At 64.9% G+C, this 11,942-nt stretch carries 14 protein-coding genes; 7 read left to right on the forward strand and 7 right to left on the reverse strand.

The genetic code is table 11. The features are described 5' to 3' along the window. The first annotated feature begins 5 nt into the window (after positions 1-5). Entirely contained in the window at positions 6-485 is a 480-nt protein-coding gene (locus ACI8UR_RS11220) for an SRPBCC family protein (protein ID WP_411714483.1), read from the forward strand. Here the strand turns inward: ACI8UR_RS11220 and ACI8UR_RS11225 are convergent, their stop codons facing one another. Continuing rightward, the gene (locus ACI8UR_RS11225) at positions 486-1,379 is read right to left on the reverse strand and encodes an SDR family NAD(P)-dependent oxidoreductase (protein ID WP_411714482.1); all 894 of its coding nucleotides are present in this window, start codon (positions 1,377-1,379) and stop codon (positions 486-488) included. 55 nt (positions 1,380-1,434) lie between these two features. Then, entirely contained in the window at positions 1,435-2,298 is an 864-nt protein-coding gene (locus ACI8UR_RS11230) for a DMT family transporter (RefSeq protein WP_411714481.1), read from the reverse strand. Positions 2,299-2,401: 103 nt separating this feature from the next. Between ACI8UR_RS11230 and ACI8UR_RS11235 the strand changes: the two genes are divergently transcribed. Next, a complete protein-coding gene (locus ACI8UR_RS11235; RefSeq protein WP_411714491.1) occupies positions 2,402-3,262 on the forward strand; it encodes a DMT family transporter in 861 nt (286 codons plus the stop codon). A gap of 18 nt (positions 3,263-3,280) precedes the next feature. Here the strand turns inward: ACI8UR_RS11235 and ACI8UR_RS11240 are convergent, their stop codons facing one another. After that, the gene (locus ACI8UR_RS11240) at positions 3,281-3,694 is read right to left on the reverse strand and encodes a GIY-YIG nuclease family protein (RefSeq protein WP_411714480.1); all 414 of its coding nucleotides are present in this window, start codon (positions 3,692-3,694) and stop codon (positions 3,281-3,283) included. Between the two features lie 86 nt (positions 3,695-3,780). On the opposite strand from ACI8UR_RS11240, the gene ACI8UR_RS11245 reads away from it, so the two are divergent. Both ACI8UR_RS11245 and ACI8UR_RS11250 read left to right on the forward strand, forming a co-directional pair. Further along, positions 3,781-3,975 carry a methytransferase partner Trm112 gene (locus ACI8UR_RS11245; RefSeq protein WP_411714479.1) on the forward strand — a complete coding sequence of 65 codons (195 nt, stop codon included), beginning with the start codon at positions 3,781-3,783 and terminating at the stop codon, positions 3,973-3,975. A gap of 78 nt (positions 3,976-4,053) precedes the next feature. Next, the gene (locus tag ACI8UR_RS11250) at positions 4,054-4,617 is read left to right on the forward strand and encodes a hypothetical protein (RefSeq protein ID WP_411714478.1); all 564 of its coding nucleotides are present in this window, start codon (positions 4,054-4,056) and stop codon (positions 4,615-4,617) included. On the opposite strand, the gene ACI8UR_RS11255 is transcribed toward ACI8UR_RS11250, so the two are convergent. Both ACI8UR_RS11255 and ACI8UR_RS11260 read right to left on the reverse strand, forming a co-directional pair. Next, positions 4,606-5,694 (reverse strand): DR2241 family protein, encoded by a 1,089-nt coding sequence (locus tag ACI8UR_RS11255; protein WP_415087880.1) that lies wholly within the window; start codon positions 5,692-5,694, stop codon positions 4,606-4,608. The genes ACI8UR_RS11250 and ACI8UR_RS11255 overlap by 12 nt on opposite strands. Before the next feature lies 1 nt (position 5,695). Beyond that, complete coding sequence (locus ACI8UR_RS11260) at positions 5,696-6,586, reverse strand: CbiX/SirB N-terminal domain-containing protein (protein ID WP_411714477.1); 891 nt, start codon at positions 6,584-6,586, stop codon at positions 5,696-5,698. Positions 6,587-6,780: 194 nt separating this feature from the next. On the opposite strand from ACI8UR_RS11260, the gene ACI8UR_RS11265 reads away from it, so the two are divergent. After that, entirely contained in the window at positions 6,781-7,245 is a 465-nt protein-coding gene (locus ACI8UR_RS11265; protein ID WP_411714476.1) for a hypothetical protein, read from the forward strand. Positions 7,246-7,284: 39 nt separating this feature from the next. Further along, complete coding sequence (cysS, locus tag ACI8UR_RS11270) at positions 7,285-8,778, forward strand: cysteine--tRNA ligase (protein WP_411714475.1); 1,494 nt, start codon at positions 7,285-7,287, stop codon at positions 8,776-8,778. Positions 8,779-9,004: 226 nt separating this feature from the next. Here the strand turns inward: cysS and ACI8UR_RS11275 are convergent, their stop codons facing one another. Further along, the gene (locus tag ACI8UR_RS11275) at positions 9,005-9,487 is read right to left on the reverse strand and encodes a PadR family transcriptional regulator (protein ID WP_411714474.1); all 483 of its coding nucleotides are present in this window, start codon (positions 9,485-9,487) and stop codon (positions 9,005-9,007) included. 349 nt (positions 9,488-9,836) lie between these two features. On the opposite strand from ACI8UR_RS11275, the gene ACI8UR_RS11280 reads away from it, so the two are divergent. Then, positions 9,837-10,481, forward strand: coding sequence for a DUF6517 family protein (locus tag ACI8UR_RS11280; RefSeq protein ID WP_411714473.1), 645 nt, complete (start codon positions 9,837-9,839; stop codon positions 10,479-10,481). A gap of 4 nt (positions 10,482-10,485) precedes the next feature. On the opposite strand, the gene ACI8UR_RS11285 is transcribed toward ACI8UR_RS11280, so the two are convergent. Further along, positions 10,486-11,709, reverse strand: a complete 1,224-nt coding sequence (locus ACI8UR_RS11285; protein WP_411714472.1) for a tripartite tricarboxylate transporter permease — start codon at positions 11,707-11,709, stop codon at positions 10,486-10,488. Positions 11,710-11,942 lie beyond the last annotated feature (233 nt).

Below are 11,942 nucleotides of genomic sequence, written 5' to 3' on the forward strand. Positions count from 1 at the left end.
GTTGTATGGCTACGTATCAGCGCGAGACGCGCGTCCAGGCGCCGTTCGAGGAGGTCTGGACGTTCCATTCGAAGATAGAGGGCCTGGAAGCGCTCACGCCGGCGTTCATGCATCTCGAAGTGCACACCGTCACCGGCCCGGACGGTGAGCGTGACCCCGAACTGCTGGTGCCGGGCACGCGCATCGAGATGTCGTTGCAGCCGTTCGGCATCGCGCCGAGACAGCACTGGACGTCCGTCATCACCGAACGCACCGAAGCGGACGGCGCCGCCATGTTCCACGACGTGATGGAAGGCGGGCCGTTTCCGGCGTGGGAACACACCCATAAATTCTTCGCTGACGGCGAGGAGACGCTCATCGTCGACCACGTCGAGTACGAACTGCCCGGCGGCAAACTCGGTCGCGCCGTTTCGCCGCTCGGGTGGGTCGGGTTCGAGCCGATGTTCCGCGGGCGTCACAAGGAGACGAAGGAGATTCTGGAGTAGCTACCAGCCGCTCGACAGCCGCCTGGTTTCGAAGCCGTCCGTTAACTCTGCCCAGCGGTCAGCCAGTTCCGTGGCCGACCACCCGTCCGCGTCGTCCGTCGAGAGCGTTCGTTCGCGTTCGGGGTCGGAGACGATGGCGACGTTATCGCCCGCCACGGCGACCGTACAGCCGGTGACGCCCTCCGACTCCTCACCAGCGAGGAAGACTGGGACGCCGGTGACGTGTCCCGGGCCCAGGTCGTCGGGGTCGACGGCGGCCATCGCCGGCAGGTCTTCGGTCATCCGAGTGACCGCTGTCGGCCACATCGCGTTCACGCGCACGTCGTACTGGTCGAGTTCCAGGGCTGCGGTTCGCATCAGCCCGAGAATCCCGGCCTTCGCGGCGGTGTAGTTCGCCTGGCCGACGTTGCCGACCGAGACGCCGCTTGAGACACAGATGAACGACCGTTCGCGCTCGAAGCCGTCCAGTTCCTTCGAGCGGGCTCGCCAGTGTTCAGCGGCATTTCGGATCAGGGAGAAGTGGCCCTTCAGATGGACGTCGACGACGGTGTCCCACTGCTCTTCGGTCATCTTGAACAGCATGCCGTCGCGCAGCACGCCCGCGAAGTTCGCGATGGCGTGGACAGCACCGTACTCCTCGACCGTGTCCTCGATGAGCTGTTCGGTGTATGCGAGGTCGGTCACGTCACCGAAATGTGCCATCGCCTCGCCACCGCGTTCCTCGATGCGCTCGACCGTCTCCCGGGCGGGCTGTTCGTCGCTGCCCTCGCCGGAGACGTCGACTCCGAGGTCGTTCACGACGACCGTCGCGCCGTGGTCGGCCATCGCGACTGCCGTTTCCTCGCCGATTCCGTGCCCGCCGCCGCAGATGAGACAAACGCGATCTTCGAGCATGCCCGACGGTTCGCCGCTCGCCACTATAAGATGGCGCCGCTGACGGACGGCTGCTTTACTGTCGACGTGGAACGAGCACGACCCCGACCAATACGAGCAAGCCGCCGACGATGACGACGACCGACACTGGCTCCGCGAGGAATACGGCACCGAGCGCGACCGTGACGACGGGTTCGACGGCGCTGAGAATCGATGCCGGGCCGGCACCGATACGCGAGAGGCCGGCGAAGAACGCAAAGATGGGCACTGCCGTCCCGAGCGCCGCGATGCCGATGACCGACCCCCAGCCGACGGCGGTTTGCGGCATCGCAAGCGAGTTCGTCGCCGCGCCGATGACGAGGAACGTCAAGGCCGCCGCGGGCAGCACGTGCGCGGTGAGCGTCGGTGCCGAGACATCCCTCAGGGCCGTTCGACTGATGGTGATATAGGTCGCGTAGACGACGGCAGCGACGAGGACGATGCCGACGCCACGAGGGTCTGCGGCCGCCGGGTCGGCGCCGGTAATCAGTGCGACCCCGCCCAGGGTGACCAGAAGAGCCGCGATGCTCTTGCGGCCGACCCGTTCTTCGAGGAACACCGCCGCCAAGACGAGGACGAACGCCGGATAGGTGTAGAGGACGATGCCGACCATGCCGGCGGTCATGTACTCCAGGCCGACGAAGTAGAGGCCGCTCATCGCCGCGTATCCGAACGCGCCCAGGCCGACCCCGGCTGCGAGGTTGCGGCCCCGAAGCAACTCCAGTTCGCCGCGGGCGGCCAGCGCGGCCGTGACGAGCACCGAGGCGAGGCCGAACCGGAAGAAAAGCACCGTCGGTATCGAAAGGCCCGCGTCGCCGGCAACGACGCCGAGGACGCCGAGCGTGCCGAAGCCAGTGCCCGAAAGCAGGATGAACAGCGCGCCGACGCGGGCGTCGTCCATGTCACCGCCAGCGTTCGGGCGGTCAAATCCGTTGCGGAAGGGACTTGTCGCCCCCGCCGTCACTCCCGGTGTGTTCACGCGTCCGGCCGACCGTACGCCGCCGATGGCTGCCCTCGCCGTGGCCATCCTCGCCGTCTCGACGAGCGCCGTGCTCGTCCGGTGGAGCGACGCGCCGTCGGTCGTTCTCGCGTTCTATCGCGTCCTGCTGACGACGCTTCTCGTCGTCCCGTTCCTCGTTACGCGCCACAGCGGTGATTTCGGCGCGTTCGAGCCCCGCGATCTGCTCGTCGCGACCGCGACGGGAGCCGCGCTCGCGATACATTTCGCCGCCTACTTCGAGAGCCTGGCGTGGACGAGCGTCGCCGCGAGCGTCACGCTCGTTCAGTCGCAGCCAATTTTCGTCGCCATCGGCGCGACACTCGTCTTGAGCGAGACCATCGGCGTTCGGAAAGCACTCGGTATCGCCATCGCCATCGGTGGAATGGGCGTGATGTCCGCCGGTGAACTCCTCGCGGGCGCCGCTGTCGCTGGTGCCCACCCACTGTATGGCAACATCCTCGCCGTCCTCGGGGCGTTGATGGCCGCCCTCTACGTCCTCGTCGGCCGATCGCTCCGCCAGCGCGTCGCCCTCGTTCCGTACGTGCTGGTCGTCTACTCGGCCTGTACGCTCACGCTGCTCGCCGTCGCGCTCGTTCAGGGGCTTCCGCTCACCGGCTACGGTTCCCGCGAGTGGCTCATCTTCCTCGCGCTTGCGGTCGGGCCGGGACTCTTCGGCCACACCGTCGTCAACTGGGCGCTGGAACACGTCGAATCCTCCATCGTCAGTGTCTCGCTGCTCGGCGAGCCGGTCGGCGCAACGGTGCTCGCGCTGCTGTTGCTCGCAGAGGTGCCAGGTCTCACGACGGTTCTCGGCGGAGTCGTCGTTCTTTCGGGTATTTATCTCACGTCGTCCGCTCGGGGCTGAGTGGCAGTCCGCTCCACGTCACTCCCGAGCGCGACGGTGGGCCTCCGAGACGGCGTTCCGGAGTTCGTCACCCTGCTCGCTGTACGCGAGATGTGCCGGGCAGTCACAGTCGGAGGCACCGAAGCCGTCGACGGGCGAGTCGGGCAGCGCTCGGGCGACCGCGCACTCGATGTCCGCATCGGGCGTGCGCACGTCACCCCGTATTTCGACGTTCTCGTGGCCCAGAAGGTAGTCGATATGCCAGTGGCGGGCGTCGTTCTCGCCGGCTGCGACGGCGTAGTGGCGATCGACCCGCGAGAAGCCGCCGCTGCCGAACGCGCTGCCGGTGTAGGCGTACCAGCCCGCAGGGAACTGCTGCTCGCCGAGTGCGCCGATCTCGATTGCCGACGGCGCCGTCAGCTCGACGAACAGCGTGTACGTACCGCCAGTCACACGCTCGCTTGGTGGCCAGCGAGGTAAAATCCCCCGAAGCAGGCCAACCCGCCATACTTTTGGCTGGCCCCCTCCCAGACGGTGGTATGAAGGAGTCGCTGATGGATATCCTGTGCTGTCCGCTGGACAAAAGCGACCTCGAGCTGGAGGTCATCCGCGAGGACGACGAGGAGGTACTCGAAGGCCGGCTCGTCTGCACCGAATGCGGCGAAGAGTACCCGATCGAGGACGGGATTCCGAATCTGCTGCCGCCGGACATGCGGGACGAAGCGGCGGCCTGACCGAATTGGTTCACCACCGACTTTCTCACGACCGTTCGAGCAGTAGGCTTTTTAGTTCCCCCGCGTCTCCCCACGCTCGTGACTGATACGCTCGGCGTCGCCGTCAACAAGAACGGACTGCACACCCTGGAGGTGCAGGAGTCCTTCGAAACTGACGGCCCATTCACCGTCGAGTTGCAGAACTACGGCGAGGCGACGCACGTCCACCTCAACCTTGACGACCGACTCTCCGAAATCGCCCGCATTCGGGCGACAAATCACTACGTGGAAACGGAATCGGCCCGCGATATCACCATCGAGGTGCGTGACCCCGACGCCTGGCCCTCGGACGTCGTCCGCGGCAAACTGAAGGTCGTCGTCGCCCACGGCCAGGAGACCCACTACGTCGATGTCGTGTTCGACCGGATGCCGGAGAGCCAGCCCGTCGAAGTCGACCCAGACCTCTCACGGCCGGCGACCGAGGAGCCTTCGGGTGACTCACCATTGCTCCGTGCGCTGCCGGTCGCCGTCCTCGGCCTCGTCGCGCTCATCCTCGCCGTCGGGTCGCTTCTGGCCGTCGATGGCATCAACTTCGTCCTCGGCGCCTTCTCGGTACTCGCCGGCGGCATCTGTGCCGTTGCGGCGTACTACCTACTCGCCTGAATCCTCGGTCGGTACGCCACCGAGATTGCCATCCTCGTCAAAGCGCTTTGCTCGGAGGAACCGAGTCCGATAGCGGTTCGCGCCCTCGTAGATGTCGGCCTCGCGGATCTCCTCGGTTTCGCCCTCCGCGACGGAATCGATGATGTCTTCGATTTGCTCTTTCTCACTCGGCGTCAACTCGAACTCGTAGGTCTGGGGCTCTTCGCCCTCTAACTGTGTCCACTTGCGGGCCGCGGAAATGACGAGCGAACAGGGCTCTCGGCACGGGAACGCCCCGTCGCCCCCGTCGACGTCGAGGTCGGTGTCCTCGTCGTATTCCCACTCGCGACGCTTCAGACACTGGGAGTCAGCACAGCAGGCTTCGGCGACCCAGTTGACGTGTTCGTGGCCCTCCTGTCTGTCCCACGTCTCGATGACGCCGTAGATGCCGGTCTGTCGTTCGATCGTCTCGTGCCAGTGGGAGACGTCGAGGTCGCCCTCCCGCTCCAGATGCCAGTTCGCGATGGTCGCCGGATAGATGATGTCGACCGTCCGGGCCAGCGAACGACCATCGAGGTCGACGAACGCCCACCCGGTCGGGAGCGTCGGGGCCGTCTTCAGCGGCCGGTACTTGCCGTTGTCGCCGTGCTTGACGAGTTCTCGGGCGTCCAGCGGGTCGGTGTGGACTTCGAGGGCGCTGTACTCGCGGTCGGCGTCCGCCTCGTTGCGCACGTTATACGTTCGGTGGCCGTCGTCTGCGAGCGCGATTTCGATTGCGAGCTGCCCCCACGAGGCGTCGATGCTCTCGACGAGCGCCTCGTACCGCTCGGGCACGTCCGTCTCCGCGGCGGTCTCCAGCCAGCGGAGGAACGCCGTTTCGGCGTCGGGCCGCTGGATTCGCTCCCAGTAGAACCAATTCGAGACGAACCACGGGTTCTCCTCGGCGACACAGCGAAGCCTCTCTTCATCGAGTCCCTCGTGGTGTTCCTCCGGCGTCTCGACGGTGTAGCCATCCAAGCTGTGGCTGACCCGAAGGCCGTCGCAGTCGATACCGTCGGCGGCCGCCTCGACGAGTGCGGTGAGTTGGGTGTCGTTCACGTCAGTCACCCGTGCTCGCGTTCGCGTCGGCGCCGGCGACCCGCGTGCGTCGGCGTATCTCCTCGATTGCATCGCCCACGTCTGCGCCGGCGTCGGCCGCCCGCTCGATGACCACGTCGGCCATCAGCGCCTCGGTGCCGACGGCGCCGGCGTACCAGATGTGGTGGCCATCCACCTCGGTCGGCGTCTCCCAGCCCGTCCGGTAGTCGTCTGTCAGGCCCATGTCCTCGGGGATGTCCTCCTGGGTGTGGTAGCCGTCAGCGACGAACAGCGGGACGACGATGATGTCGTCGCTCTCGAAGAAGTCGGTGATGTCGTCGATTTCGGGGGCTTCGTCCATGAACAGCGCCTTCACCTCGTCGAAGCGGTCGCGGTTCGCGATGCGGTCGGCGTGATAGCGGATGGCCTTCGCGGAGTTCTCGTTGCGCTCGGTGCCGTGGCCGACGACGGCGAGGCCAAACCCCCTGCCCACGTCGGGGTCGCCGGTGACGGTCTCGGCGCGGCGGACGATGACGTCGGTCATCGCGTCATGAGTGCCGACCGGGCCGCAGTAGTGGACGGTCTTGCCCACGTCTTCGGCTTCGAGCGTCGCGTGGGTCGCGCTCGTGCCGTCGGAGTCCCACTCGTCGATATCCCAGCCGTCGAGCCGGAGTTCCCGCGGAATCACCTGCTCCGTGAAGTACCCCTCCGAGATGAAGAGCGGCACGACGTACACCTCGTCGCTTTCGAGGGTGCGCAACACCTCACGGAACGACGGCTCTTCCTTCCAGAAGGCGGTTCGCACCTCGTCGAACACACCGGCCTCGCGGATGGTGTCGGCGTGCTCGTACGTCGGCGTGCTCGCGTCCGGGTTCAGATGCGACCCGTGGGCGACGATGACGAGCGCTTGCATACTCGATAGTAGTGGACTGCAGGCTTATGGCCTTCGGAGACGGCACTCTGGACGCGAGGCTGAGTGCCCTATCGTTGACCCGCTCGCCGAGACTGCGCGATCCTTCGAGAGGCCGGACGGAACCACCGGTGCCCGGCTGGCGCTCGACCGCCGGAACCGACACGCGTTTGTCGGCGTGCGGTCACAACCCGTCTATGACTGTCGCTGCCGACACGCGCGAGGCTGTCCGGGCGCGGCCGTTCCTCCACACGGCGCTTCGGGCGGGCGTTGTCAACTACACAGCCGCGGCCCGGTTTCTCGAGGTCGGCGACGAGGAGGCCGTCACCGCTGCACTCCGTCGGTACGCGGAAGAGCTCGGGGAATACAATCCCCCAGAGCGCCGCGCCAGCGTCTCGATGAAATCCGGTGTCGGCCCCTCGGACGGTGACAAAGCGCTTCTCACCGTCGGTGACACCGCTTTCGACGCGGATGGTGGCGACTTCACGGCTGTCGTCGCTGAGGGTGATGTCGACGCCGGTGCGCTCGCGGACGTGCTCGCTCGGCTCCGGACGGCCGAGGTCGGCGTCGAGGCGGCCGCCGGTGCCGAAGGAATGCTCGTCGTCGTCGTCGGGCGACGTGCGGGGGCGAACGCCGTTCGGGCCATCGAAGAGGCGCTGTAAGCGACGCATTGAAACCGACGCCGAGCGACCGCTCCGATAATGACGCTTCGCGTGTTGAACACGCTTTCAGGCGAGCGCGAACCGTTCGAGCCGGCCGACCCCAACAACGTCCTCCTGTACTACTGTGGGTTGACCGTCTCGGACTACGCGCACCTCGGCCACGCACGCACGTGGACGCACGTCGACGTGATACACCGGTGGCTTGAACAGCTCGGCTACGGCGTCCGCCACGTCGAGAACATCACTGACGTAAACGAGAAAATCACCGCACGAATCGGTGAACACACGGATGACGACACGCTCGGGGACAGCGAGAACGACGTCGCCGTCCATTTCATCGACCAGCTGTTGACCGATATGCGGTCGCTCAACCTCAAGCGCGCGGAGGTGTATCCACGCGTCTCCGAGCACGTCCCCGAAATCATCGACCTCATCGAGACGCTCATCGAGGACGGGTACGCCTACGAAGCGAACGGCTCCGTGTATTTCGACGTCACCGAGTTCCCGGAATACGGCAAACTCTCGAACCAGAAACTCGAGGAGGTGGAGGCCCAGGGCCCCGAAGCAGAACGCTCCGAGAAGCGCCACCCGTCCGATTTCGCGCTGTGGAAGGCCGGCGGTGTCGGCGAGAACGCCATCGAGGAACACCGCGATGCCGACCATGCGTACGAGACTGACTCACCCGAAGGTGAAACGTGGGATTCCCCGTGGGGCGAGGGTCGGCCCGGCTGGCATATCGAATGCTCCGCGATGTCGATGACGCATCTCGACGACTCCATCGACATCCACATGGGCGGCCGCGATCTGGTCTTCCCGCACCACGAGAACGAAATCGCCCAAAGCGAGGCGGCGACAGGCGAGCAGTTCGCGAAATACTGGTTGCATGCCGACCTCTTCCAGATGGGCGAGACGAAGATGTCCTCCAGTCTCGAGAACTTCATCACCGTCGAGGAAGGCGTCGAGGAGTTCGGCGTGAATCCCCTGCGGATGTTCTTCCTTTCGGCGTCGTACAACTCCACGCAGACGTACAGCGAGGAGGCCATCGAAGAGGCGCTGGAGCGCTGGAGCCGTCTGGAGACGGCCTACGAGCGCGTGAACGAGGCTGTCGACGACTCCGATGCCAAGACGAAGGTCGAATCCCCGCTTCGAGAGGTCGTCACGCAGACCCGCGAGGGGTTCACCGAGGCGATGAACGACGATTTCAACACCCGGGAGGCAATCGCTGCGCTCTTCGACCTCGCAGCGGCAGCCCACAGCCACCTCGATGACCGCGAGACGCACGATTACGTCGGCCTGCGGCAAACGGTCGAGACGTTCGAGGAATTGGCCGGCGACGTGCTCGGCTTCGATTTCGCCGGAACAGCCGAAGGCGATGCGACGCTTGCGGGCGAACTGGTCGAACTCGTCTTGGACATCCGCGAACGCGAACGCGAGGCCGGCAACTACGAACGCGCCGATGAACTGCGCGCCGACCTCGAGGAACTCGGTGTCGACGTTCAGGACACTGACGACGGCCCGACGTACGGTCTCTGACGGCTCGCCTCTCCGCTCTTCGATTCGCAGTCTGCTTATACTGAACTACCCACCCTACGCGCTTCGCGCGTTGAGGCTCGGGCTTCCCGGTTACTCGAGGCCCGTGCGGATGAGTTCGCTGACTGCGGCGGAGTCATCGAGGCGCTCCGATGCGATGTCCGGCCCGGGTGGAATCCAGCGAGAATAGTAGTCACTCCGCGTCGGGCATCGAAATGGGAGAATACCGTTATTCGTCGTCTTCGCCCAGTTCCTGGAGCGCTCGCTGGAACACGAAGCCGAGTGCGAGATGCTGACCCATCCCCTCTCGGAGAGTCTCCCGAACGGCTTCGGTATCGTCGATGCGGTACTCCTTCGTCTGGACGAGTTCGCGCATCTCGAGCAGTCCGGCTTCTTCGAGATCGTGGAGCGCCGGATACACCGTGCCCGGACTCAGCTGTGCCCCGAAGAACCGATTCAGGTCTTCCATGATGCCTTTACCGTGGGCGTCCGTCTCTCGGAGCCCGACGAGAAGCAAGAGCAACTCGGGAAGCGATTGTTTGATCAGTCCGTCGTCGATGTTGGGGTTGTCTCCGCTGAACAGCGTCTCCGATGCCTCATCGACGACAGCCTCGGTTCGAGCCGCCGGATCGTCAGATTCGGTCGTCCCATCGCGCCGAATCTCGGTGACGAGACTCGCTAACGTCGGCTCTTGGCCCTCCTGTGAACTCATTCAGCCACCACCTGCTTGCAACGCATACCTCTACGACTGGTACGTGGATATATAAACACCCGGTAATGTCCCGACTATTATTCATGTGGAAGAAAGGGATGAACGGTCTTAATGGCGCGTTAACCACCAGTTGCCAAGATTCACGATCGGCGCTTTTGACGGCCTCGTCATCCGTTCTTTGCCGGTACTTCGTCGCCGATGTGGCTGTCTTCCCGCTATCGTCGGTTCAACGTATGTGTCACGCTGTCTCGCCCGTCGCGGGAGCCCAGGTTTGGTAGCTCACACCGTGGCAATTCCTGTCGCCCGCACGGCCACGTAATTTATGAAGGAGGCCGCGATACCCGCATCCATGAAACGACGCACGGTTCTGGCGAGCGTCCCGGCTGCACTGTTGATGGGCGGCTGTACGGACATTCTCTCGGGCGACGAGGTGACCTTCGAGGCTGATACGGCCGTCGTTGCCGAGGCGACACTTTCGGAGACCGATTACGATGAAAAGCGGGTCGAAGAGCAGACCATCGAGCGCAACTTCGACCAGGTGGATAAGACCGTCGTCGTGGTGAACTCGATCGCGGAGTACGCCCGGTCGGTGAGTATCGGCCCACTCAGTGGTGAGCTGGCGCGTTTCACTGCCCTCGCTACACCATCCGTCGAAGTCGGCCCGGTCGGCCCGCTGAACCCCGTTGATGACATGAGCAATAAGAAGCTGGCTCAGATGGTACAAGAGCAGTACGACAGCGTCAAGAACGTTCAGCCGGTCGGCGAGCGCGACGGAACGCTGCTCGGTGAGACATCCACCATCTCGAAGTTCAGCGCGGAGGCCCAGACCCAGAGCGGCGAGAGTGTGGACATCTTCCTCCACATCACGCAGACGGCCAGTGGCGGCGATTTCGTCGTCGCCATCGGTGCTCACCCCCAAGACATCGACGAGGACAGCAGGATCGACCAGCTTATTCAGGGTATCGAACACCCCGTCGCGACGGAAACCTCGTAGAATCTCACCCGACTATTATCGGCCCGATGAGCACGCCCATGAGGTTCGCTCTCCGGGCGCGATAGCGGGCCGGTACGAGTCCGACGACGGTCGCAGTGAGAAACGCGACTACCCCAATCGCACCTGCGAACGCGAAGGAAAGTATACCGAGTCCCCCGAGCACCACCAGTGAGAGACGAGTCGCATCGACGCGGCCGACGGCAGCGAGATACCGGTCACCAACCGTTCCCACGAGTGTGCCGCCCAGCGCTGCCCCGAGCGCGATGGCAGCGAGCAGATGTGGCACCGAAATCGGTACGCCGGCCGAATCAAGCGCGACGAGGACACCCGTGCGTGGTGTTCCAAGCGCGATCAGGGCGAACAACGCGAAGATGGTGTTCGCCGTGTTGACGCCCGAGGTTGCGACGACGAAACCACGCGCGCCGTAGCGGCCTGGCACGGCGAGTAATGCGAGTGTCGACGCGACTGCGCTGGAGACGGCTGGAACGTATCCGACGACCGCGCCGGCCAGTGTTCCGATTCCGGCAAGCCCCGCGAGTCCAGGCCTCGATAGCGCGATTCGGGGGTCATCCTGCGGAGGGATTCCGTCGCTCCCCATCGCGTCGATGAGCACCGGTGCACCGAACAGCCCGGAGAAAAGCGGTGCGAGCATGCTTCCCGCAGCGAGCGGTGCCGCCGGTGAGAGATCCAGCGTCGCGAGACCGAGCAGGCCACTCAGTGCGACCGACGCGGCTGCTGCGAGTTTCGACCGGAGACCGTACTCCGTCAGCACGAGGAGTCCGACGACCCCGGCAAGCACGAGTGAAAGGTTCGCTCGCAGCGTCGGCCAAATAGCTGTCATCACGCGTGTGACCGGAATGGCAAGTGGAGCAGCAAACACGACGGCAAGCCCGCTGCCGAGCGCCGATAGTCGGAGCGCCTCCCGCCCCCGGCCTTCGAGGACGAGTCGATGCCCAGGCAGGGCCGCGACGGCCATCGCCGGGTCGGGCACGCCCAACGCGAGCGTGGGGACGATTTCGAGGAACGTGTGGACGACGCCGGCGGACAACATCGCCATGCCGACGTACAGCGGCGGCCCCGGTATCGCAGGCGCGAAGCCAGCCAGCAGCAGCGCCATGTTGTTGGCGTGGAGTCCCGGAACCAGCCCGCTGGCCGTCCCAAGGGTGCTCCCCGCGAGAACGAAGCCAAGCGCCGTGAGTGCCGACCGGGACGTGACGATGACTTCCATCGCGGCACTCTGGCCGCGTATTCATATATAAAGTCGTGGCCAGAGTGGTTCGACGCGGCCGAAGCGGCGCTATCGCTACGCGGTTGAAAGATGGAAAAGATTGGCTGTTGGCGTTAGCCGAACAGTTCGCCGAGGCCTTCGCCGCCTTCCTCGTCGTCGCCTTCCTCTTCGTCGGCTTCTTCGGCTTCCGCTTCGGCCTCTTCTTCGGCCTCTTCTTCGGCCTCTTCTTCGGC

It is taken from the genome of Natronomonas sp. (assembly GCF_047616845.1).
In the GTDB taxonomy this organism is placed as follows: domain Archaea; phylum Halobacteriota; class Halobacteria; order Halobacteriales; family Haloarculaceae; genus Natronomonas.